At 66.0% G+C, this 22605-nt stretch carries 20 protein-coding genes, 1 tRNA gene and 1 pseudogene; 6 read left to right on the forward strand and 16 right to left on the reverse strand.

Going from position 1 to position 22605, the window contains the following annotated elements:
- Positions 1-135: 135 nt before the first annotated feature.
- From N536_RS0119425 to N536_RS0119435, 3 genes are all read left to right on the forward strand, one after another.
- The gene (locus N536_RS0119425) at positions 136-534 is read left to right on the forward strand and encodes a VOC family protein (RefSeq protein ID WP_029115135.1); all 399 of its coding nucleotides are present in this window, start codon (positions 136-138) and stop codon (positions 532-534) included.
- Positions 535-711: 177 nt separating this feature from the next.
- A complete protein-coding gene (locus N536_RS40820; RefSeq protein ID WP_155948652.1) occupies positions 712-2637 on the forward strand; it encodes a M4 family metallopeptidase in 1926 nt (641 codons plus the stop codon).
- Positions 2638-2665: 28 nt separating this feature from the next.
- Positions 2666-3088 (forward strand): YkvA family protein, encoded by a 423-nt coding sequence (locus N536_RS0119435; protein ID WP_029115137.1) that lies wholly within the window; start codon positions 2666-2668, stop codon positions 3086-3088.
- Between the two features lie 136 nt (positions 3089-3224).
- Here N536_RS0119435 and N536_RS0119440 read toward each other — a convergent pair whose 3' ends face one another.
- Positions 3225-4016, reverse strand: a complete 792-nt coding sequence (locus N536_RS0119440) for a DUF4239 domain-containing protein (protein ID WP_029115138.1) — start codon at positions 4014-4016, stop codon at positions 3225-3227.
- A gap of 105 nt (positions 4017-4121) precedes the next feature.
- Here N536_RS0119440 and N536_RS0119445 point away from each other — a divergent pair, with 105 nt between their 5' ends.
- Positions 4122-4598: a hypothetical protein gene (locus tag N536_RS0119445; protein ID WP_029115139.1), complete on the forward strand. Its 477-nt coding sequence runs from the start codon at positions 4122-4124 to the stop codon at positions 4596-4598.
- Positions 4599-4605: 7 nt separating this feature from the next.
- On the opposite strand, the gene N536_RS0119450 is transcribed toward N536_RS0119445, so the two are convergent.
- From N536_RS0119450 to N536_RS0119510, 10 genes and pseudogenes are all read right to left on the reverse strand, one after another.
- Positions 4606-5052, reverse strand: coding sequence for an RDD family protein (locus N536_RS0119450; RefSeq protein WP_029115140.1), 447 nt, complete (start codon positions 5050-5052; stop codon positions 4606-4608).
- Positions 5049-5570, reverse strand: coding sequence for a hypothetical protein (locus N536_RS0119455; protein WP_197040182.1), 522 nt, complete (start codon positions 5568-5570; stop codon positions 5049-5051). The genes N536_RS0119450 and N536_RS0119455 overlap by 4 nt, the downstream gene beginning before the upstream one ends.
- A 523-nt stretch (positions 5571-6093) precedes the next feature.
- Positions 6094-7209, reverse strand: coding sequence for an NDMA-dependent alcohol dehydrogenase (locus tag N536_RS0119460; RefSeq protein ID WP_029115142.1), 1116 nt, complete (start codon positions 7207-7209; stop codon positions 6094-6096).
- A 26-nt stretch (positions 7210-7235) separates the two neighbouring features.
- A complete protein-coding gene (locus tag N536_RS0119465) occupies positions 7236-8474 on the reverse strand; it encodes a cytochrome P450 (RefSeq protein ID WP_029115143.1) in 1239 nt (412 codons plus the stop codon).
- Positions 8475-8537: 63 nt separating this feature from the next.
- The gene (locus N536_RS38915; RefSeq protein ID WP_155948653.1) at positions 8538-9113 is read right to left on the reverse strand and encodes a hypothetical protein; all 576 of its coding nucleotides are present in this window, start codon (positions 9111-9113) and stop codon (positions 8538-8540) included.
- Between the two features lie 49 nt (positions 9114-9162).
- Positions 9163-10374: an acyl-CoA dehydrogenase family protein gene (locus N536_RS0119475; RefSeq protein WP_029115144.1), complete on the reverse strand. Its 1212-nt coding sequence runs from the start codon at positions 10372-10374 to the stop codon at positions 9163-9165.
- A 10-nt stretch (positions 10375-10384) separates the two neighbouring features.
- Entirely contained in the window at positions 10385-11467 is a 1083-nt protein-coding gene (locus tag N536_RS0119480) for an acyl-CoA dehydrogenase (protein ID WP_029115145.1), read from the reverse strand.
- Positions 11468-11470: 3 nt separating this feature from the next.
- Positions 11471-12337 carry an amidohydrolase family protein gene (locus tag N536_RS38920; protein WP_051574623.1) on the reverse strand — a complete coding sequence of 289 codons (867 nt, stop codon included), beginning with the start codon at positions 12335-12337 and terminating at the stop codon, positions 11471-11473.
- A pseudogene (locus N536_RS38925) lies at positions 12334-13973 on the reverse strand (acyl-CoA synthetase). The gene N536_RS38920 and the pseudogene N536_RS38925 overlap by 4 nt, the downstream one beginning before the upstream one ends.
- Positions 13974-14086: 113 nt before the next feature.
- Positions 14087-15298 (reverse strand): amidohydrolase family protein, encoded by a 1212-nt coding sequence (locus tag N536_RS0119510; protein ID WP_029115148.1) that lies wholly within the window; start codon positions 15296-15298, stop codon positions 14087-14089.
- A gap of 229 nt (positions 15299-15527) precedes the next feature.
- On the opposite strand from N536_RS0119510, the gene N536_RS0119515 reads away from it, so the two are divergent.
- Complete coding sequence (locus tag N536_RS0119515; RefSeq protein WP_029115149.1) at positions 15528-16160, forward strand: TetR/AcrR family transcriptional regulator; 633 nt, start codon at positions 15528-15530, stop codon at positions 16158-16160.
- 94 nt (positions 16161-16254) lie between these two features.
- Here the strand turns inward: N536_RS0119515 and N536_RS38930 are convergent, their stop codons facing one another.
- The 5 genes from N536_RS38930 to N536_RS0119540 form a co-directional block, all read right to left on the reverse strand.
- Positions 16255-17322 carry a TIGR03617 family F420-dependent LLM class oxidoreductase gene (locus N536_RS38930; protein WP_051574624.1) on the reverse strand — a complete coding sequence of 356 codons (1068 nt, stop codon included), beginning with the start codon at positions 17320-17322 and terminating at the stop codon, positions 16255-16257.
- A gap of 637 nt (positions 17323-17959) precedes the next feature.
- Positions 17960-18034, reverse strand: a tRNA-Val gene (locus N536_RS0119525).
- A 46-nt stretch (positions 18035-18080) separates the two neighbouring features.
- The gene (locus N536_RS0119530) at positions 18081-18545 is read right to left on the reverse strand and encodes a peroxiredoxin (protein ID WP_029115150.1); all 465 of its coding nucleotides are present in this window, start codon (positions 18543-18545) and stop codon (positions 18081-18083) included.
- Positions 18545-18964 (reverse strand): DUF3052 domain-containing protein, encoded by a 420-nt coding sequence (locus N536_RS0119535; protein WP_029115151.1) that lies wholly within the window; start codon positions 18962-18964, stop codon positions 18545-18547. Before N536_RS0119535 ends, N536_RS0119530 begins: the two co-directional genes overlap by 1 nt.
- 98 nt (positions 18965-19062) lie before the next feature.
- Positions 19063-19563 carry a hypothetical protein gene (locus tag N536_RS0119540; protein ID WP_231514586.1) on the reverse strand — a complete coding sequence of 167 codons (501 nt, stop codon included), beginning with the start codon at positions 19561-19563 and terminating at the stop codon, positions 19063-19065.
- Between the two features lie 212 nt (positions 19564-19775).
- Between N536_RS0119540 and aceE the strand changes: the two genes are divergently transcribed.
- Positions 19776-22568 carry a pyruvate dehydrogenase (acetyl-transferring), homodimeric type gene (gene aceE, locus N536_RS0119545; protein WP_029115153.1) on the forward strand — a complete coding sequence of 931 codons (2793 nt, stop codon included), beginning with the start codon at positions 19776-19778 and terminating at the stop codon, positions 22566-22568.
- Positions 22569-22605: the final 37 nt, after the last annotated feature.

Raw genomic sequence — 22605 nt, forward strand, 5'->3', positions numbered from 1 at the left:
AGCAAGGCGATCACGGGGCGATCGGCGAACACCCATTCGTTCGCCGCCAAGCAAACCGGTCCGCGCATCGCGTGAACCTTCCCCGGGCTCGATACGTCTGTAGGTAGTCTCAGTCGATCTACGGGGAGGAACCTCATGACTACCCTTTCAGCACTCAACCACGTCGCGGTTACCGTGCGTGACGTCGAGGTCAGCGGTCCCTGGTACCGGGCGCTGATCGGCACCGATCCGGTGCTGGACGAGAACACCGCCGCCGGGTTCCGGCACCTGGTGTGGGCCTTGGACAACGGCACGCTGTTCGGCATCCACCAGCACGAGCGTGGCACCGCGGACGAGGGTTTCACCGAGTTTCGGGTCGGTCTCGACCACGTCGGGTTCGGCTGCGAGAACCGCGGCGAACTCGAGAAGTGGCAGACACGGCTCGAGGAACTCGGCGTTGCCCACGGCGGCATCGTCGACGAGCACTATGGCTCAGGCTTGAGTTTCCGCGACCCCGACGGCATCGCGTTGGAGTTCTTCGCGCCACCGTCATAACCGGGCGGTCGCGACCGGTGACGTCACCGGAGTTGCCGGCACTCCACTGTGACAATTGGCGCCAGGACAAAGACATATTGTTAAGTGCGTCAATAATTGCTGATCTTGATGTTACGGTCCCCACGAATCCGTGTCGCGCGCTGAGGACAGCGCATACACGAGGACCAAGGGGTGGCCGTGGGGAATCGCAGTAAGCCGTGCGCACAGTGGTTTCAGGTAGGCGTCGTCGCCGTAGGACTGGGCGCCGCCGCTGCCGCCGGCCACGGTTTGGCGAGCGCATCGCCGGCTGACGCAGCAGATCCCGCAGTCAACACGGCGAGTGACTCCGTCAGCGCAGCGAGCGACTCCCCCACCGGCGACGTGTCGGCGTCGGCGTCGGCGTCGGCAGACGGTCAACCCACCGCCGCCGCGACCACGCCGGACACTGCCGCGACGACGGCCCGATCCGACACGTCGCAGGAGTCGACGAAGACGTCGTTGGACGGCGGCCCGACCTCGACGCTCTCGGCGCAGCAGAACACCTCACATGACGACCCGGACTCTGAAACCGCGACGGCGCCAACGGAACACGTCGAGATGGCGCGTCCCGTCGCTTCACCAGGCGCTGACGAGGAGGCACCAGACGTCGACTCCACGGCGGTTGACTCCGATGGCACTGACGTCGCCGAGGAAAAAAGCACCGTCGCGGACGAAAGAAGCACCGTCGCCAACGACTACGACGTCGCGGAGCCGGCAGCCAAATCCTTCGCGGGGCCCAAGACAGAGTTGCCGTCGGTGCCGACGACGTTTGACGGCAAAGCGTCATCCAACGTTGCCAACGTCAAATCCGTGGCTGACGAGACCGGCGTCGAAGCCGCACCGGCGGCGCAGGCTTCGTCGAGCGCGGTGACTCCGTTTCCCACGGCCCCCGTGGATCTCCCGCCGAACCCGGTGCGGACGCTGGTCGCGGCGTTCCTCGGATTGTTCGGTTTCAACCCCCACGCTGTCGGCCCATCGTCGAATCCCTTGAACCCGGTCCTCGAACTGGCGTGGGGTTTCTATCGGCGCATCGAAACCGGCATCGCCGAAGCCGCTTACACCATCTTCGGTATAAAGCTGATCACCACCACGGTGCCGACCACCGACACCGGGATCGACCTATTGGGAAACACCAGAGACCTCAACGTGGTGTGGGTGGATGGACAGGGATTCGTCGGATATCGATTGGTGGACAAGACCCGCGACATCGCGATCTACGAGACGACGAATTACACAACGGTCGACGGGACGCTCTATCCCGCAAGTCCTCCCGGAAGCGTCGTGGCCAAGGGACCATCGGCGTGGGACCCCTCGGCGGTGTCGGCCTACGCAAACGTCGTAATCGTGTACGACTTCTATGAGAACACGCTGTACCGCACGTCTTTCGACGACGACGGGGCTGCGATCCGAATCACGGTGGTCTCCAACGCGTTGGACAACGCCTACTGGTACCGGAGCTACCGGGAGTTCGTCTTCGGGCACGACTTCGAGGCGGCGTTGGACGTCGTTGCGCACGAATACACGCACGCCGTAATGGACTCGGTCGTCGCCAGTCAGAACGGTGGTCTGACGTTGGGACGCAATGGTGAGTCGAGGGCCCTCGAGGAGTCCTACGCCGACATCATGGGAAGTTTGATCGAAGGGAAGTCAGGAGCCGACGAATGGCTTCTCGGGGAAGACTATGGCTGTAGTGCGCCGTCCGCGAGTACCGGTTGCGCCATTCGAAACCTCGCCGATCCCTCGGCGTTCGGCGATCCCGAGAACTACAGCGATTACGACTCCGACGCCGACGAGCACTTCAACAGCACTATATTCAGTTTTGCGGCGTTCAAGATGATGACGGACGCCCGGACCACCGGCATTTCGAGGGATACGTGGGCGAGTGTGTACTACCACTCGCTGTACGACCTTCCCGCCGGCGCCTCATTCGCCGACGCGCGCTCGGCCGTGATGGCCTCTGCCGAAACCCTTGGCTTCACCGACGACGAGCTGCAAGCCATCACCGCAGCCTTCGACGCGGTCGGAATCATGCCCTCCGCCACGGCGGCAGGCGCAGTCGGGAATCTGAACTCAGTGCTCGCCTGAACGGACGTTGCCGTCGAGGATGGCGACCATGACCGGTTCGCCATGGTGGGATCTGCTGATCGGTGTGGCCACGGCCCTGCTAGTCGCGTGGATCGCACTGATCGGTGCGCTTGCCATCGTTCGGCCGCGTGGCGGCCTGCTGCACGAGGCCACGAGGATCCTGCCCGACGTCTTGCGTCTGGTGCGACGCCTCGCCGCAGACCAATCGTTGCCCCGCGGCGTCCGGATTCGGCTGGGCCTGCTGCTGGGCTACCTTGCGCTTCCCATCGACCTGATCCCCGACTTCATTCCGGTGCTCGGCTACGCCGACGACGCGATCATCGTCGCCGTGGTGCTGCGCAGCGTCGTGCGTCGGGCCGGTCAGGAGGCGGTGCGACGGCATTGGCCGGGCACCGACGAGGGCTACGCCGCGCTGAGCCGTCTCACCGGCATCGGTCGGGAAGAACGTTGAGTCCTAGGAAGTGGGCGCGGACGGTATCGAACCGCCGACCGCTGGTGTGTTGACCGGCACCAGCCCGTAATGCGCTTCGGGTCACCGTTGGGCGTCATTGTCGGCTTCGTATTCGACTTCGGGATCGGGTTTTTGATTACGTCCCCCGGTCGATCGAGTCGAAAACAATTAGCGACTGCTCGAACGGTTCGGACGTCACACCCAACTGGTTGCCGAACGGATGGTCGAGCCAGAACACGACGAACAGCAGCAAGCCGAGCAGCACGGCCACCGCGCTCAGCAGCCCCAAATGAGCGCGCGTGCTCCCCAGTCGCATGAAGCCCCCGAGCCCGAGTAGCACGACACCGCCGAAGAGCAGCCCCGTCCACAGCAAGCCCGGTATCCGCGGTTTGGCGTCCAGGATTCGCTGATTCCGCTCCGATGCCAAAGTGCCCAGCTGGTCTAAAAACTTCCCGCTGATCGGGCTCGTCGCGACACTCGACGTCTCGCTGCCGAGCAGTCGGTACATGTCGTTGAGTGCGTCCCGCGCGCCTTCGGTTCCGGTACGGGCGCGTATCGCGTTATCCCATTCCGGGCCCGCGACCGTTTGCGTGTACTTGCGCAGCAGCACCCGCATCTGGGTCTGCTCCGGAACCGGCATGCCGACGGTCTGCCGGTACATCGTGATCAAGGTCGACGCCTCGTTGGAGACGTTGGTCTCCGCGGACGAGAACTGCTCCCACGCAACCACAATGACGAATCCCAGCAGCGCGCCATACACCAGGCCGACACAGGTCAAGAACGGCGACAACGCTCCGTTGTGCCCCTCGCTCACCGGATCGGGGAGGCTGCGATGCCCTAGCCATATGCCGACGGCCGCGACCGCCACCGCCGCGACGAGCGACAGCGCCAGCAGCACCCACAGACCCGCTATCCCGAAGTCGCCCATGGCCTGCCTCCGTCCGTCGGGACCCTCCCCTCAGTACACCCCCGTACTCGCCGCCAGACTGCTGAATCGGCCGTCTGCCTCGATGACCAGTGGTAGGGAAGATGGGTGGATCTTGCGAGTTGGAGCGTGGGCCTTGCGCTCATCGTCCTGACCATCGCGATCCACACGACCGCCGTGGTGGTGATGGCCTTCGGTCTGGAGAGCAGGGTCCGGGTCCACGTGGAACGGCACAAGGCCGAGCGGCTGCGGGCGGTCCCCACCGTGATCGTCCACATCGGCGCCGTCGCGCTGATCTTGGCCGCCCTCCACGGGCTGGAATGCGTGCTGTGGGCGTTGGCGTATTGGGGCCTCGGCGCGCTCGACTCGGTGACGGATGCGTCCGCGTACGCCCTGGCCACCATGACGACGTTCGAGATACCGGGATTGACTGTGCCCGCCCGGTTTCAGATGTTGAGTGCGCTGCAAGCGGTGAACGGTGTGCTGCTGTTCGGCATCAGCACAGCGTTCCTGTTCGCAGTGATACAGGTCCACTGGAAGCTGATCTCTCATCGACACGAAACGGTGAACGATCAAAAGCCCTGACGTGCCGTCAACGCGCTCCCGTCAAGTAGATCACCTGAGTTCGAAAGACGATGTCCTGCAACGATCTTCGCTGACGGTCGACCACCACCCAGAGCAGGCCGATCGGGAAGAACACACAGCAGATCGCACGAAGCAATCCAACGAGCAGGCTCACCCGCTGCGACCGTCGCCCAACGACGCGCAGGCCCATGGTCACCGCGCCCGCCGTCGATCCCGAGACCGTCCAGCATCCCGTCAGATACACCACCGCGACGACAAACGTCACCACCGTCGAGAACACGGCGTTCAGCGACGGCAGGCTGAAGGCCGTCGGCGAATAGACCAGCCTCACCAACACGAGGCCTCCGTAGAGCACGCCCATGATCACCAGCACGACCGTCAAGTCAATGACCGCCGCGAATCCCCGGGTGATGATCCCGGCTGCCCGCTCGACGTCGGGTTCCGATGAGGTCACCGGTTGTCCCGGTCACGCCCCAGCATGCGATCGACGATTCCGGCCACCACGTCGTCGGCGCGCTCGCCCTGCGTGCGCACGTCAGTCATCACCTCGGCGGTCATCGAATTGGTCGATTCACGGATGATCGCCGGTAGATCCACACCGTCAATCACCTTGTCCGCCAAGGCGATCAGGTCAACGCGGTTGATCACAGCATCGATGTCGAGATCGGCGGCAAGCGCGTCGATGTCCACTCGCTCGCGCACGAGCGCGTTCAGGTCCATCTCGTCGAGAACGAGGTCCACCAGACCGACCGCGACCGCGGCCACGAGCGCCTTGAATTGGTCGGCGCTCTGGGTCACCCACTTGTCGCCCCGCTCGGTCAGGCCGACGACGCCGCGCCGCATCAACGGCCCGAACACCGGCACCTTCTCCGCCACGCGATAGGCGGCCTCCGCGGCGCCGACCGCCATCGCCGCCGTGCCCACGGCGGCGGATACCACCGGGTGTTTCAGCAGGTCGACGTCGGTGCCCATCACCGCATGGTAGTTCTCGCGGTGCCCAAATCTGGCGCAACGGCGCTTGCCAAAGAAACCTCACATACCGACAACATCTGCCTCAGGGTTCACAGTGGCACCAGTTCTCCACCGGGCCGGCGCGATGCCTTGGGAGCGCGAACATTCCGCTGCGTCAGCAAACCCGCGACGCCCGGAATTTCTCCCCAGACACGACCCCGTACCGCGCTCAAGATGTCGTCCCTGTGGCCTATGTTGGGGCGTGGCAGCAGATTTACAGTCCGCGAGACAGGGGTGTCTACCGGTGTCGCTATTGACATCGCAGGGTGCTGAACTGCGGTGTCGTTTCAAAGAGTGCCCCTAGATGTCCGTGTGTAGTACATGAGTTGTGACAACACCGTGACAACCACGGAGTCATTGAAAGCGTGCCGCGTGCCCTCAGCCGAATCATGGCGCTGGCTGCGTCTGCCGGACCATCGGTGGGAGACGCGTGCCTCCTGATCTTTCGCACTAAGTGCGGTCACACGATGGAGCGACTTCCCTGTCAGTGCTGGTGGATGATGACGCCGCGGATGTTGGCTCCGGCAAGCATGTCATCGCGGGCGTGGTTGATGTCGTCGAGCTTGTATTCGGTGGTGACGGCTTCGTCGAGTAACAGTTTTCCCTCCCGGTACAAGTTCATCAGCAGGGGAATGTCGGCGCGCGGGTTGGCCTGACCGTAGAGGCTGCCCAGCAGACGTTTCTGGAACAGGGTGAACAGCGTCATCGGCAATGTGGGCTGCACGTCGGAAATGGCGGCCAGTGCGGTCAACACGACGGCGCCGTCTTTGGCCACGATGTTGAGTGCGTCGTTGATCATGGGGCCTTGGGCCAGGCCGACGGCGATGATGGCCGATTGCGCCATGACACCGCGTGTCAGTTCGGCCACCAATGCGGTGGCTTCGGGCATCGCGGTGACGAAGTGGGTGGCGCCGAACTGGAAGGCCTTGTCGCGTTTGGCTTCCACGGTGTCGACGACGATGATCTTGTCGGCGCCGGCGATGCGTGCTCCTTGGATCGCGCCGCTGCCGATGCCGCCGCATCCCATGACGACGACGGTGTCGCCGGGGCCGACCGCGGCGGTGTTGACCGCCGATCCCCAGCCGGTGGTGATGCCGCAGCCGAGCAGGCAGGCCCGCGACAGCGGCAGGTCGTCGTCGATCTTGACCAGGGAGGCTTCGGGCACGGTGCCGTAGGGGGCGAACGTGCCCAGCAGCGACATCACCCCGAGGTTCTGGCCGCGGGCGCGGCGGCGGTAGGTGCCGTCCAGCTGGGTGCCGGTCATGATCATGGCGCCGAGGTCGCAGAGGTTGGACTTGCCGTTGGCGCACCACTGGCAGCGCCCACAGGCGGGAAGGAAGGAGGCGACCACGTGGTCGCCGACCTTCAGGTCGCGCACGCCGGGCCCCACCTCCTCGACGATGCCCGCACCTTCGTGTCCGCCGACCATGGGCAGTGGCGCTCCGGTGAGGTCCCCGTTGCGGATGTGTTCGTCGGAGTGACACAGCCCAGTGGCTTCGAAGGAGACGAGCACTTCCCCGTCTTGGGGTGCGTCTAGGTCGATCTCTTCGACGCTCCAGTCGGCGTTGACTTCCCAGCAGATCGCCGCGGTTGTCTTCATTGGTGGTCTCTTTCCGTAGCCGTGGGTTATCGAGGCGTCAGCTCGTATCGGATGGGGAGGTGTTTGAGCCCGCCGACGAAGGTTGTGGCGACGTGTTGTGGGGGCCCGGCGACCTCGATGTCGGTCAGCCGCGGCAGCAACGCGGCGAAGAAACTGCTGATCTCCATGCGGGCCAGGGCGGCGCCGAGGCAGAAGTGCACGCCATGCCCGAACGCGAGGTGCCGGTTGGGATCTCGGGTGATGTCGAATCGGAACGGGTCGTCGAAGACCTCGCCGTCGCGGTTGGCCGACACGTAGGACAGCAGCAGTGATTGTCCCGCGGCGATGGGGATGCCGCGCACGGTGGTGTCGTCTGCGGCGGTGCGCATGAAGGCCTTGACGGGGGTGACCCAGCGGATCATCTCCTCGGTGGCCAGTGGTTGCAGGCCGGGGTCGGCTTGTAACCGTTGGCGCTGGTCGGGGTTGTCGATCAGGGCGTGCAGACCGCCTGAGATGGTTGCGCTGGTGGTGTCGTGTCCGGCGGTGGCCACGATGACGTAGTAGGAGATGGTGTCGATGTCGGGCAGGGGTTCGCCGTCGATGCGGGCGTTGGCGATCGCCGACCCGAGGTCCTCGGTGGGTTTGCTTCGTCGGTTGGCGGTCAATTCGGTGAAGTAGCTGAACATCTCGAGCAGCGCTGGAGCCTGTTCTTCCAGCGAGGGCCGCTTGTATTCGTCGTCGTCGCTGCCGAATAGTTCCTGGGTGAGTTTGAGCATGAGGGGAAAGTCGGACTCCGGAATGCCGAGCAGCGTCATGATGACGTACAGCGGGAACTTGACGGCGATGTGTTGGACGAAGTCACATTCACCGCCGGCGTCGGCCATGTCATCGACGTACCGCGCGGCCAGTTCGTCGATGCGGGTCTGCAGGGCGCGCATCGCTTTGGGCCGAAACCAGTCCGCTGCCACGGCGCGGACTTTGCGGTGTTGTTGCCCGTCGAGGTGGATCAGTGTGCTGACCCCGCTGCCGGCTTGCAGGTCATCGGCTTCGGCGGTGATCAGGATGGGTCGTGGCGCGTTGGTGAACGTCGCGTTGTCGCGTTCGACCTCGGTGATGTCGGCGTGTTTGGTGATCGCCCAGAAGGGCCGGTAGCCGGGCTGGTCGACCCAGGAGACCGGGCTTTGCAGGCGCAGCCGGGCCAGTGCGGTGTGCAGGGCGATCTCGTCGGTGTAGGACTGAGGGTCGGCCAGAACTCGGGCGAGCTGGTCCTCGGTGGGGGCAGTCATGGATGCTCCTCGTAGCGGTGGAGATCGTCGCGCGGGGCTGGGCGCGGCGTGGTGGTTGGTCATTCACCCGATAGCGACGGTGATCGGGGTGAGGTCGGGGTTGTCGGGAACGCACAGGCTGCCCAACCCGTGGAATCGTTCCGACTTCTGTTGCAGGACGGGGCCATCGGCGCAGGCCGCCCATGCGCAGGCCTTGAAGGCCCGGGCCGCCGAGGTGAGGCGATGCTCCATGGCGATGAGGTGTTGGCGCATTTCCTCGGGAGGGTCGCCCCACAGCGTGACTTCGGCGCAGCCGCGGCGCAGCCGGGTCAAGATGTCCTGGTAGATCTCGTCGCTACGCGCCAGCGCGGCACTAGACATTGCCAGCGCAGAAAAAGTCCTCAGCGGTGCCGGGGCGTCGATGCCGTCGTAGGGCAGCCCGAGGGCGCCGAGGATGTCCAGCGGGCGCGGGTCGAGGTCCTCGAAGACGAAGACTCTTGCGGTCCAGCCCCTGTGGATGCGGTCGAACATCAGGCCGCCGGCGGCCCGCACGGCGTCGGCGGCGTCGATGGCCACGACGTCGAGGGTGTATCCGCAGGGTTTCATAGCGGCGACGTTGGCCATCCGCCCCCAGACCCGGCGAGGATGGTGAGTCGTCATCGGCAGTGGACTCCGTTCTGCGGAGCTCTGTGCGGCAACGACGGTGCAGTCATCGGGGTGTGCTCCTGGACGCTGTCTCCGGCGCCGGTGCCGCGTAGGCCGGTTTACCCAGTCCTAGAACGTATTGGGCGATCATGTTGCGGAACACTTCGACGGTGCCGCCGTAGATCGCGACGAGCGGCGCGAACCGGAACAGGTATTCGCATGCGCCGTCGTCGGCGGCCCCGCCGACCCCGATCGGCAGCGCCGCAGCCGAACCCAGAGTGTCCATGACGTCGGCGGAGACCTCGCGCAGGGCTTGGGCGATGGCCACGCGCCCAAGGATGTTCGGGGTGGAGAGGGCGGCCTCCACACGGGCATAGTCGCGGCCCAACCGGTAGCGCACAGACTGGTCGTCGGCGAGACAGCGGCCGTGCGAATCGGGTTGGCAGGCACGGGCGATGGCGCCGTCGACGGCTTCGGCGAGCATGTCGGCCTGCTGCTGCATCACGGCGATGTCCTGCAAACCGTCGGGGTCGGCGTCCACGGCGCCGTGCTCGGCATTGAGCGGGTCGCGCAGCACCGTCCAGCCGCCGTCGACCTCGCCCATGCGGTATCTGTCGGGGACGCGGACGTCGTTGTAGTAGGTGAGGTTGGTGCGGTCCCCGTCGATACAGCGCACCCCGTGGACGTCGATGCCCGGCAGGTTCAGCGGCACCAGGAACATGGTCAGACTGTCGCGTTTGGGGGCGTCGGGGTTGGTGTTGGTGATGAGGAAGACGTACTGGGAGACGTGCGCACCGGTAGTGAACATCTTGGCGCCGTTGATGATCCAGTCCTCACCGTCGCGCACCGCGCGGGTCTTGCAGGCCATGATGTCCGAACCGCCCTCGGGCTCGGTGTAGCCCAGACACAGCCGGATCGTTCCACTGCACACCCCGGGCAGCACTTCGTTTTGCAGTTCTGGGCGGGCGAACTTGCGGACCGCGCGCGCCACCATGGCGGTGGTGCCCCACGCGATGTAGGGCGCGCGGGCGCGGCGCTTCTCCAGGTCGAAGATGCGCCGCGGCAGCCGGCTGAAGCCGCCTTCGGCGTGCGGGGTGAGCTGGGCGGCCAGCCAGCCACGGTCTCCCAACGCCAGATGCACTGTCTCGTCGAAGCTTTCGCCGGTGTCGTGCACGCGGTGTTTCACTTCGTCGGTGACGTGAGTGTCAAGGAAGTCGCGGGCTTGGGCGGCGAACGTGGCGTCGTCGTCGGCCAGGATGACACGGGAGAAGTCCATCGGTGTCCTCCTAGACCGGGGTGGGTTCGGCTGCCAGCGCGGCGGGTGGGGTGCGGGCGGCCAGTTCACGTTCGGCGACCAGTTTGGTGATGTGCTGCGCGGTGTGAGCAGGGTCTCCGCCGGCCAGGGCCCAGCCGCGGGCACGTACCAGATAGGCGCTGGCGGCCGCTTCGGCCGACACCCCCAGGCCGCCCTGAACATGCACGGCCACCGCCGCGGCCCGGGGTGCTTCACCGGCGATATAGACGAAGGCGCAGCTGGCCAGTTCGGGGCGCTCGCCGGGTTCGTTGTCGGCGAACCACGCCGCGCGCCGAGTCAGGTTGCGGGCGCCGCCCACGGTGATCGCGATGTCGGCCAGCGGATGGGAGATCGCCTGCAGGCTGGCGATCGGCACGCCCAGGGTGAAGCGGGTCTTGGCGAATTCGGCAGCGATCGTCATGGTCGCCTCGGTCAGGCCGGTCAGCGCTGCGGCGGTCAGCAGCCGCCACTCATCCAGCGCACGTTGATAGGCGACCGTCGCCTCGGGTCCGGAGGCCAGGACGTGGCGTTCGGCGGCCAGGGCGGGGTCCACCCAGGCCATCGGGAGGCGGCCGATGTTGTCGACCGCCGCCGGACGGCTCTCAAAGCGCAGGAGCACGACGTCGTGACCGTCGCGCACGATGAGATGGTCGGCGACCGCCCCCGCCGGCAGCAGCCGGGGCCCGCTGAAGTTGTCCTGGTGAGGATCCAGCGTGCAGATCTGCGCGCCGGTGACGACATCGGCGGGCACCTCCCCCACGGTGGCCCACAACCGGACCGCGGCGACGTGATCGAGCCAGGGCACCGGCGCTAGGGCGCGCCCGGCTTCCTCGGCGACCAGGGTGAGATCGACCAGGGTGGCGCCGTCGCCGCCGGCGGTTTCGGGTAGCGCCATGGTGGTGGCCCCTGTGGCACACAACCGTTCCCAGAGGTCCTTGTCGAAGCCGCAGGGTTCGGCGGCGCGCACCGTCTCGATCGGGCAGGTCGCGGTGAAGAACTCCCGGTAGGCGCGCTGCAGGTCGGTGTGGTCGGCAGACAGGCTGTAGTCCAGGCGGCGCAGCTCGTGGCGGTCCATGGCTCAGCCAACCTCGACGCTGAGGCCGGCGTGGGTAGTGGCGGTGCGGGCGGTGAAGAAGAACTCTTCGGCATTGTCGTGCAGGTACTTTCGCAGGACCTGCTGGGGCAAGTCCAGGGCGGCGGCTTCCGGCACGACGCGCTGCTGGCGCAGCACCGGGTAGTCCGAGGCGAAGATGACCTTGTCCGGTCCGCGGGTGCGCATGTAGTGCAGCAGGGATTCGGGCAGGCGTTTGGGCGACCACGCCGAGGTCATCAGCCGAAGATTCTGAAACTTGATGAGCATGCGGATAGCGACGTCCCACCACGGGTCGGCACCGTGAATCATGCACAGCTTCAACTCGGGGAAGCGCACGCACGCCCGGTCCAGATGGATCGGGTTTTGCACCTCGCCCGGTATCGGCGGTCCGGGAATGCCGGTGTTGACACACAGCGGCAGGTCGATCTCAGCGCACTTGGCGTACAGCGGGTAGTACACGGCGTCGCTGGGCGGGTACTGGCCATCGCCCCAGAAGCTGGGACCGACGACGGCATAGGCGACGGGCAGGTCGGCGGTCAGCGCGGTCAACTCGCGCAGGGAGGCCACCGGCCGCAGCAGGTTGACCCCGCCCATGGCCAGCGCGAACCGGTCGGGCCGTTCTTGCACGAACTTGCGGGCGGTCACCGATGGTTTGGCGATGTTGTCCATGAGGATCGCCTTGGTGACACCGTGGGCGTCCATCTCGTCGAGCAACGCGGGCAGTTCGATCTGCTCGTAGAGCGAGGAGGGTCCCTTGAAGTAATCATCGCGGACCTTGAGCATGAACTGGGGCTGCTGCGCGGTCTCACCGAAGTGGACGTTCACCAGGCAGTCGATCACATTGGGGCTCATACCTTCTCCGCATCGTGGGCCGCGGCGTCGACCGCTGCGGCGTCGGCGGCGACCTGCTTTGCCCACCGGTAGTCGGCCTTGCCGGTGCCCAGGCGGCGCACGGCGTCGACGAACACGATCGCCTTGGGGGTCTTGAAGCCGGCGAGCTGGGCGCGGCAGTAATGGCGGAGCTGGTCGCCGTCGGAATCGTGCCCGACGGTGGTGCTGACCACGGCGGTGACCTCCTGGCCCCAGCGCGGATGGGGGCGACCGACCACCAGGGCGTCGGCGACCGCGGGGTGGGTGCGGAGGACCTGCTCGACCTCTTCGACGAAGACCTTCTCCCCGCCGGTGTTGACCACCAAGGAGTCGCGGCCCAACAGGTGGATGGTGCCGTCGGATTCGATGGTGGCCCGATCCCCCGGGATCGATACCCGGAGTCCGTCGATGACCGGGAAGGTCGCCTCGGTGGCGTCGGGGTCGTCGAAGTATCCCAGCGGGATGCGTCCGGTCTTGGCGGCCCGATCTCGGTGTCGCCGGGGCAAAGGACGCGGCGACGGTCGTCCGAGAGCACCACTCCGCCGTTCCACGTCGAGAAGGTGTGTGACTGCCGGCCGTGCTGGCTCTGCCCGTAGCCCAGGCCGCCGGTCTCCGAGGAGCCGTAGCCGTCGATGATCGACAGTTGCGGCAACCGGGCCATCAAGGCCTGTTTGTGCTGCGGATGGGTGGCCGCACCGCCGGTGGCCAGGGCGACCAGTGTGGACAGGTCGTAGTCGGCGCGCTGCAGTTCGGCGGCCAGCGGTGCAGCGTAGGCGTCGCCGACGATGCTCATCATCGACACCCGGTGACGTTCGGCGGTGTTCCAGACCGCCCGGGGATCAAAGGGCTGACGGTCGTCGTGCAGGACCACGCTGTGCCCGCCGAGGATGGCGGCGAACGCGCTCCACAACCCGAGGGCGTGCATCAGCGGTGATACCGCGAACCAGGTCTGCCCGCCGGCGCGGGCGATGTCGGTGATCACCGAGGCGCTGGGGTGATCGGCGCCACCCATGGAGGAGACGTACATGTCACCCTGGCGCCACAGCACTCCCTTTGGGCGCCCAGTGGTGCCGCCGGTGCAGATCATCACGAGGTCGTCCGGGGACGTCGGCGTCGGTCGGGGATCGCCCATGGTGATCGCGGTGTCGTAGTCGATGGCGCCAGGCAGCAGCGGAGTGTCGCTGCCATCGTCGACCGAGATCAACAGGTCGGTGATCGCCGGTGTGATGGACTGGGCGACAACCGGTCCGAAGCTGCGGTGATAGCAGACGGCGCGGGGTCGCACGTAGTCCAGGAGGTCGGCGACTTCGGCGGCGGTGTAGTTGTAGTTGACGTTCACCGGAACCGTGCGGGCCTTGGTGGCGGCGATGAACGCCTCGGGATAGCGGTCGTTGCGCATCAGCAGCGCCACCCGGTCCTGACGACACTCCCAGCGCGCAGTGTCCTGGTGGCGTGCGTGGGCGCCCAGTCCCCGACTGGACAGGAAGTTGGCCAGCCGCGTGCTGGTCTGTGCCGACGCACCGAACGTCGTGACCCGGGGACCGCAGCGGGTCATCACCCGCTCGGGAACGGCCTCGGCGATGGTGTCGAGGACCGCGGCGAAAGACCATTCGGTCATGGGGTGCCTTTCCGGTGACGTCTCGGTGTCAGCGTGTGGGGGTGCAGTCGCCGGCCCGGCGACGGTGCCGCTCCTCCCCCGTGCCGCCGTTCGGCTCTGGCGAGATGAGTGGTTCAGGTGGTGGCCGGCACGGATATGCCGAGCAGCGTGAGGGCGTTGTCGCGCATGACCTTTCGGGTGTCCTCGGCACTGAACTCGGGGAACTGCGGGATGTCGGCGGTGAAGCTCATCGGGTCAGCCAGGCCTTCGCCGTGCGGCCAGTCCGAGCCGAACAGGATCTTGTCCACCCCGATGGTGTCGGCCAGTAGTTTCACGTCGTCCTCGTAGTAGGGCGTCACCCAGACGTTGTTTTTGAGCTGCTCGACCGGGTCCTCGGTGAAGTGATACGGCGCGGTGTTGGCGGCCTTGCGCAACCGCTTGATCAAGCGGTAAACGAAGTACGAGCCGTTCTCGATGCTGGCGACCTTCAGCGCGGGATGGCGGGTGAACACCTGATGGACGATCATCGAAGCCATCGTGTCGTGGATCGCGCGGTCATCGGCCAAGAACATGTCCAACGGATCCCGCTTCCCGAACCCCTCGAAGGTCCCCGTGCCACCCCACAACGCCGAAATCGCCAGGTAGCCACTGTCGGACAGATGGAAGATCACCGGCACGCCGGCTTCGGCCAACCGCGCCCACACCGGATCGTGGCTTGGGTCGCCCAGCGAGCGCGGCTTGACTACCCCAGGCACCGGCGCTGGGCGCACCAGCACCAGCTTGGCGCCGCGGCCCAGCACGAACTCGACCTCGTCGACGGCCTTGTCCGGATCGGCCAGTGAGATGATCGGCCCCGCCAGGATCCGGTGATCAGGCCGGTCGTAACCCCAGTCCTCGTCCAGCCACAGGTTGAACGCGTGCACCGACTCCATGGTCGCCTCGACGTCGCCTTTGAGGGCCTCCTCGACACCGCAAGCGAACGTCGGCAGGATGAAAATGGTCTCGAGGTTCTGCTTGTCGAGGATCCTCACCCGGGCATCCCTGTTCTGATACTCGGGGTGATCCGCCATCCTGTCGACTTTCATCAACGACGCCGGATCGACTCCCTCGGGGATGTCGCCGCGGAATAGCAGGTCCAGGCAGCCGGGCTCGATGATCGGATCGAATGTCGGGTTCGGGATGAAGTGGTTGGCCCGGCCCCCCATCAAGGCGATCGTGCGTTTGCCGTCCTGCACCATCTGGACACCACGGCGCTTGAACTCTTTGGGCAGGTGCCGGGTGAAGGAGTCGATCGGCTCGTAATAGTGCTCGTCGACGTCGATCGCCCGATAGCCCAGCGTGTTCATTGGGGTGACCTTCCTAGCGGCGGTGGTAGTGGACCGCTGCCCGACATCCTTCTGAAGAACAAGAATACTATTCTGAAGAATAAGATTCTTGATCGGGAAACGCAAGCAGCCAGCTGAGGGACTGCCGCCTAGGAGCGCACCCGGCTCTGCCGGGCATCTCACGGCCATTACGGCGCGCGGGCAGGTTGTGGCGGGACAGATCGGTCGGCGGCAGAATAGAATTCTGGTCATGCAGAACGCAGTGGAGTCCGGCGCAGGTGTGGCCGCCCGGATCGCAGCCCAGACCGCGGCGCGACGGACCAACTACCACAACGAGGTTCGGGCACTTATGGATGCCGCGGTGAAGATCATGGTCACCAACGGCATCGCCACCCGGGTGCGGGTATCGGACATCGTCGCCGCTGCCGGATTGTCAAACGATGCGTTTTACCGGCACTTCCCGTCCAAGGACGCCTTGGTCGCCGCCCTTGTGGAAGACGGCTCCGAACGCACCGCCGCGGGCATCGGACGGCGGATGGCCAAGGAACGCAGCCCTGAAGGACAGGTCAAACGATGGCTGGACGGGGTGCTCGCCCAAACCGAGGACGCCAACGCCGAAACGACGCTGGCGGTCCTGTGGAACAGCGTCAACCTCAACTCCGCGATCCCGATCGGCAGCCAGGTCTCCAAGCGGCCGCTGGCCAACCTCCTGCGGGAGCCGTTTACCGCATTGGGCAGCACCGACCCCGAATTGGACGCTGAGCTGGTCACCCAAGCCGTCGTCGGCCGAGTAGCCGGGCATTTGTGGGCCAAGACCAAACCCAGCCGCACGGAGGCCGAGCACCTCTTGAGATTCTGCCTGTCGGTGCCACGGTCCAGCTGAACCCGGCCTCACCGACAGTCGGTCTGCAATCGCCATCGAGAAGGGCCGGCGATGCCGCCCGTGGCCTCGCTGAGTGTGCTGGCCCGCGCAGGCGTCAGGAGGTCACCGCGGGTGTAGTCACAGCCGCGGCCGCGCCGGTCTTATCGGTGGCTTCGATCTGGTGCAGCGCGGCGACGAGGTCGGCCACGTCGGCGTCGGCGGGGGTGTAGCTGGAGAAATAGCAGCATACGTCGCTGGCGTGATCGCCAAAGCGCTCGCGGATCTGCACGGCACATTCCTCCGGCGTGCCGATGATGCCGAAGCTGCGCACCATGTCATCGCTGATAAGGGCACGCATCTCGGCGAACTTGCCCTCCTTGGACAACGCGTTGAGCGTGGGCTGCACGTCGGCGAAGCCCTCCTGCGCGAGCACCGGAAGATACGCAGGGGTGGATCCGTAGAAGCCGATTTGAAACGCCACCCCGTCGATGGCCTTGGCGAGGTCGGCCTCGGTGCGCCCCATCGCGACCATGGCCTGGGCCATGATCTGGCAGTCGTCCGGTGTCCGTCCCGCGCGCGTGAGTCCCTCGGTGTAGGAGGCCAGCGTCTTCTCCGCAAAGAACCGGTCACTGGTCAGCGGATGTATCAGCAGCCCGTCGGCGACCTCGGCCGCGGTGCGGGTCATCAGCGGGCCCAGCGCACCCATCAGTACGGGCGGCGCCCCGAACGGATTGGGTCCCGGATTGAACGCCATCGTCATCAGCGTGTGGGAGTAGAACTCACCGCGAAAGTCCAACGGGGCGGTACCTTCCCAGGCCGCGAAAATCGCCTTGACCGCCCGCACGGTCTCGGCCATCCGGGCCGCGGGCTTGCCCCACTGCGCACCATAACGTTTCACGATGTGTGCCCGGGTCTGCGAGCCCAACCCGAGACGGAACCGGCCCCCGCTATAGATCTGCAGATCATTGGCGGCGTGCGCCAGGTGGAGCGGGCTACGAGGGCCGGCCACGGCGATGTTGGTCATCAATTCCAGCTCAGTCTGGCCCGCGGCGGCCACCAGCGGAAAGAACACGTCGTTGGGGCCCTCGAAGCTGAACAATCCGTCGGCGCCCAGCTCGGCTATTTCACGTGCCCGCGCGGCCGCCTTGTCCGGCTGCCCCTTTCCCTGCAGATGTACCTTCATGCCGATACCTCGCGCCTTCTATCACCGGGGCCATGCGCAGCCACCACACGGTCAGTCCTACAGTCTTCTTCATGACCAGAATATGATTCTGAATCTACAGAACGCAATGCGCGTTCTCGACTGGCAGGTTGCACGGGTGCGCCATCGCGGCAGCCTTCTGCCAGCGCTTGCGCGCGTTCGGCGCGCAGCCGATCTACATCGCTCTGACCGAACGCCGACGCCCGATCATCTTCCTTACTCCGGCCCCCTCGTCTTTTCCTCCACTCACAGAGACCGCAATTTCCCGACAATTCCCACCCAACCTTGGTTACCTAACCGAAGTCTCTTGTGCTCCAGGGCAATTCGTATCGATTGTCCCAATTTCGCTATGGCACATTTGCACAAGGACGTGCGAGATTGGCGTTAGCACACGTAGGCGGTGCTGCCTGCGGGCGAGTGTGCCAGGCAATGTCGACGAGTGGCGGTGACTGAAGTGTTGACGATCGCGGAGCTCAAGCGGTGGTCGATCAACTACTACAACGACACCGCACGCGCGGCTGGGCAGGCGGCTAAAGACGCCAGGAAAGCCGGTGGCGGGACTTGGCACAGCCGGGGTCGCCCGTCGGGATGTATAGCCCCGTTTGAACTGGGCGAACATTGGTGGGCGCGGACGGTATCGAACCGCCGACCGCTGGTGTGTAAAACCAGAGCTCTACCACTGAGCTACGCGCCCGTGCTCGGGCAGGCTACACGCCGACGGCGGGCGACGGGAAATCCCGTCAGCCGACCTTCAGAGCGGCGAGCGCCTCATTCCACAGCGCCTGGTCGCGAACCTCCCCGGGCGCCTTCATCTCGGCGAACCTGATCACTCCTGCGCGATCGATCACGAACGTGCCGCGGTTGGCGAAACCGGTGACGTCGTTGAACACGCCGTAGGCCTGCGCGACCGCCCCGTGCGGCCAGAAGTCGGAGAGGATCGGGAACGTGAAGCCACTCTGGCTCGCCCACACCTTGTGCGTCGGCGGTGGCCCCACCGAGATCGCCAGCGTCGTGATGTCGTCGTTGTCGTACCTCGCCGGGTTGTCCCGGATCTCGTCGAGCTCCCCCTGACAGATGGCGGTGAACGCCAACGGGAAGAACACCAGAAGCACGTTCTTGGCGCCCAGGAAGGCACCCAGCGTGACGGGCTGGCCGCCCTGGTCCTTCAGCGTGAAGTCGGGCGCCTCGGTTCCGGCTTCCAGCACTAGCGCGCTTTGGCCTTCGACTTCGGTTGGACGAGGCGACTGGCAATCCAGTCGCCGAGGTTCGCCGATGACGTCTGCATCAGACCCGCGGTGGGCGCCGATTCGGCGATCTCCGCAGGCTGCACGTGTCCTGGCTTGCCGGTTTTGGGCGTGACCACCCAGATGACGCCGTCCTCGGCCAGCGGTGTGATCGCATCCATCAGGCGGTCGACGAGATCGCCGTCGTCGTCGCGCCACCACAGCAGCACCACGTCGACGACATCGTCCGCGTCCTCGTCAAGCAGCTCGCTGCCACACGCGTCCTCGACGTCGGCACGGATGTCGTCGTCGCTGTCCTCGTCCCAGCCAAGCTCCTGGACAACCTGATTCTTCTCGATGCCCAATCGCCGGGCGTAGTTCGGCGAGTCCGCCGCAACCACCGTGTCCTCCTTCAGCTTCAGCCTTCGGCCTGCATGTTTTGCTCGGACCTATACTCGCACGCCTGCGGCCAAGAGCCGACGCCTGGCACGCAGGTTGGTCAATATGCGGCGTCGCAGAGGGTCAGCGCGGCGGTCTTCGAGTCGTTCAACCGGCCGATCGCAGCGTTGAAGTCGTCCATTGACGCATTCCCCGAAATGGCTGTCGCCAGCGCCCTTGCCGCGTCCATCCACGCGTTCAGCGCTCCGGCGAGCTCGGGCGACAGCGGATCGGACAGGCTGCCGCCGACCAGGTCTGCGGTCCGGTGCAGCGCGTCGATCGCCGGGCCCGCGGTCGCGCCGACGTCCGCCGGGTGGTCGTTGTAGGCGTCGACGTACTTGTTCACGGCGTCGATCGCGTCGACGCTGCTGGAGCTGAGCGCCTCGCAGGACGTGTGCACCGCCTCGGTGGACAACGACGCCTGACGCTGCGATTCCTTCGAACTGGAGCTGGCGGACGACTCCTCGGCCGACGCCGAAAACGATGCCTGGTACACCGGCGCGTCGGCGCGATCGATGGTGGCGTTGCCCTGCGTGACGCTGGTGCAACCCACGATGATCATGGCCAGCGCAGCGAGGCAACCGATGGCCAAGCCGGCCACGCGCAACCGACGCACGCCCTGCCGCCACGCCGTCACGGTCTCCAGACGTTACCGGTTTGGCCCTGCGATCGCCGATTCATGCGAGTACGTCAACCCCGGCGGTGCATCTGCGGCACGATAGGAGCACGATGGAGACCGCCACGAGCACTGATTCCATTACCCAAGGAGCGGCTTTGACCACCGAGTTCGCGCGCCAAGACCTGGCCCAAAACTCCGGCACCGCAGGCGAACCCGACCGGGTTCGCGTGATTCGCGAAGGTGTTGCCTCGTACCTGCCCGACATCGACCCCGAAGAGACCACCGAATGGCTCGAGTCGTTCGACCAGTTGGTGGAACGGTCGGGTGCGGCGCGGGCGCGGTACTTGATGCTGCGACTTCTCGAGCGGTCCAGCGAACAGCGGGTCGCGATCCCCGCACTCACGTCCACCGACTTCGTCAACACCATTCCCACCGAGCTGGAGCCATGGTTTCCCGGTGACGAGGACGTCGAGCGCCGCTACCGCGCCTGGATCCGGTGGAACGCCGCGATCATGGTGCACCGCGCGCAGCGGCCCGGAGTCGGTGTGGGAGGCCACATTTCGACGTACGCGTCGTCGGCCGCGCTCTACGAGGTCGGCTTCAACCACTTCTTCCGCGGCAAGTCGCATCCGGGTGGTGGCGACCAGGTCTTCATCCAGGGTCACGCCTCCCCCGGCATCTATGCGCGCGCGTTCCTCGAGGGCCGGCTAACCGCCGACCAGCTCGACGGGTTCCGTCAGGAGCACAGCCACCCGGGTGGCGGGCTGCCCTCCTACCCCCACCCACGGCTGATGCCCGACTTCTGGGAGTTCCCCACGGTGTCGATGGGGCTGGGTCCGATGAACGCGATCTACCAGGCCCGGTTCAACCACTACCTGCACGACCGCGGCATCAAGGACACCTCCGACCAGCACGTGTGGGCGTTCCTCGGCGACGGTGAGACCGACGAGCCGGAGAGCCGCGGTCTGGCGCACGTGGCCGCGCTCGAGGGCCTGGACAACCTGACCTTCGTCATCAACTGCAACCTGCAGCGCCTCGACGGTCCGGTGCGCGGCAACGGCAAGATCATCCAGGAGCTGGAGTCGTTCTTCCGCGGGGCGGGCTGGAACGTCATCAAGGTGGTGTGGGGCCGCGAGTGGGATGCCCTGCTGCACGCCGACCGCGACGGCGCACTGGTGAACCTGATGAACACCACGCCGGACGGCGACTACCAGACCTACAAGGCCAACGACGGCGGCTACGTCCGCGACCACTTCTTCGGCCGCGATCCGCGCACCAAGGAACTGGTCAAGAACCTGTCCGACGCCGAGATCTGGAACCTGAAGCGCGGCGGCCACGACTACCGCAAGGTCTACGCGGCCTACCGGGCGGCCATGGAGCACAAGGGCCAGCCCACGGTGATCCTGGCCCACACCATCAAGGGCTACACGCTCGGCAAGCACTTCGAGGGTCGCAACGCCACCCACCAGATGAAGAAGCTTGCGCTGCAAGACCTCAAGGACTTCCGGGAAGCGCAGCGCATCCCGATCACGGACGCCCAGCTCGAGGAGAACCCCTACCTGCCGCCGTACTACCACCCCGGCCCCGACTCCCCGGAAATCCGGTACATGTTGGACCGCCGCCGGACGCTCGGCGGCTTCCTGCCGGAGCGGCGCACCAAGGCGAAGGTGCTCGCGCTGCCGGGCCGCGATGCCTACAAGGCCCTCAAGAAGGGGTCGGGCACCCAGGCGGTGGCCACCACCATGGCGACGGTCCGCACGTTCAAGGAGTTGTTGCGGGACAAGCAGATCGGGCCGCGCCTGGTGCCGATCATCCCCGACGAGGCCCGCACCTTCGGCATGGACTCGTGGTTCCCGAGCCTGAAGATCTACAACCGCAACGGCCAGCTGTACACCTCCGTGGACGCCGAGTTGATGCTCGCGTACAAGGAAAGCGAAATCGGGCAGATCCTGCACGAGGGCATCAACGAGGCCGGCTCGACGGCGTCGTTCACCGCCGTCGGCACGTCGTACTCGACGCACAACGAGCCGATGATCCCGATCTACATCTTCTATTCGATGTTCGGCTTCCAGCGCACCGGCGACGGGTTGTGGGCCGCGACCGACCAGATGGCGCGCGGTTTCGTGCTGGGCGCCACCGCTGGACGGACGACGCTGACCGGTGAGGGCCTGCAGCACGCCGACGGGCACTCGCTGCTGCTGGCCGCGACGAACCCCGCGGTGGTGGCCTACGACCCGGCGTTCGCCTACGAGGTCGCCTACATCGTGGAGAGCGGATTGTCCCGGATGTACGGCGACAACCCGGAGAACATCTTCATCTACATGACGATCTACAACGAGCCGTACGTGCAGCCGGCCGAGCCGGAGAACTTCGACCCCGAGGGGCTGCTGCGCGGCATCTACCGGTACCGCGCCGCCAAGGAGAAGCGCAGCAGCGTGGCGCAGATCCTGGCGTCGGGCGTCGCGATGCCCGAGGCGCTACGCGCGGCCGACGTGCTGGCCGCCGAGTGGGACGTGGCCGCCGACGTCTGGTCGGTGACCAGCTGGGGCGAGTTGAACCGCGACGGCGTCGCGATCGATCGGGAGCAGCTGCGCCATCCGGACCGCCCGGCAGGCGTCCCGTACGTCACGAAGGTCCTCGGCGACACCGCGGGCCCGGTCGTCGCGGTGTCGGACTGGATGCGGGGCGTACCCGAGCAGATCCGGCCGTGGGTGCCCAATACCTACGTGACGTTGGGCACGGACGGCTTCGGCTTCTCCGACACCCGTCCCGCGGCGCGGCGGTACTTCAACACCGACGCCGAGTCCGTGGTCGTGGCGGTGCTCGAAGCGCTCGCCCGCGACGGGGAGATCGACCCGTCCGTGGCGATCGCGGCTGCCAAGCAGTACAAGATCGACGACGTGCTGGCGGCGCCCGTGCAGACCTCGGATCCAGGCCCCGGAGCGTAGCGACTCGACGTGTTGGAGGAATCTGCCAGAAAACTGG

The organism is Mycobacterium sp. URHB0044, assembly GCF_000620625.1.
Lineage (GTDB): Bacteria > Actinomycetota > Actinomycetes > Mycobacteriales > Mycobacteriaceae > Mycobacterium.

Coding starts and splice junctions, on each gene's coding strand:
- N536_RS0119425 (WP_029115135.1), top strand. CDS start 136: ATGACTACCCTTTCAGCACTCAACCACGTCGCGGTTACCGTGCGTGAC.
- N536_RS0119540 (WP_231514586.1), bottom strand. CDS start 19,563: ATGATCATCGTGGGTTGCACCAGCGTCACGCAGGGCAACGCCACCATC.
- N536_RS0119455 (WP_197040182.1), bottom strand. CDS start 5,570: ATGGGCACCGACGTCGACCTGCTGAAACACCCGGTGGTATCCGCCGCC.
- N536_RS0119435 (WP_029115137.1), top strand. CDS start 2,666: ATGACCGGTTCGCCATGGTGGGATCTGCTGATCGGTGTGGCCACGGCC.
- N536_RS0119460 (WP_029115142.1), bottom strand. CDS start 7,209: ATGAAGACAACCGCGGCGATCTGCTGGGAAGTCAACGCCGACTGGAGC.
- N536_RS0119475 (WP_029115144.1), bottom strand. CDS start 10,374: ATGGACTTCTCCCGTGTCATCCTGGCCGACGACGACGCCACGTTCGCC.
- N536_RS0119465 (WP_029115143.1), bottom strand. CDS start 8,474: ATGACTGCCCCCACCGAGGACCAGCTCGCCCGAGTTCTGGCCGACCCT.
- N536_RS0119480 (WP_029115145.1), bottom strand. CDS start 11,467: ATGGACCGCCACGAGCTGCGCCGCCTGGACTACAGCCTGTCTGCCGAC.
- N536_RS0119440 (WP_029115138.1), bottom strand. CDS start 4,016: ATGGGCGACTTCGGGATAGCGGGTCTGTGGGTGCTGCTGGCGCTGTCG.
- N536_RS38915 (WP_155948653.1), bottom strand. CDS start 9,113: ATGACGACTCACCATCCTCGCCGGGTCTGGGGGCGGATGGCCAACGTC.
- N536_RS0119510 (WP_029115148.1), bottom strand. CDS start 15,298: ATGAACACGCTGGGCTATCGGGCGATCGACGTCGACGAGCACTATTAC.
- N536_RS38920 (WP_051574623.1), bottom strand. CDS start 12,337: ATGAGCCCCAATGTGATCGACTGCCTGGTGAACGTCCACTTCGGTGAG.
- N536_RS0119515 (WP_029115149.1), top strand. CDS start 15,528: ATGCAGAACGCAGTGGAGTCCGGCGCAGGTGTGGCCGCCCGGATCGCA.
- N536_RS38930 (WP_051574624.1), bottom strand. CDS start 17,322: ATGAAGGTACATCTGCAGGGAAAGGGGCAGCCGGACAAGGCGGCCGCG.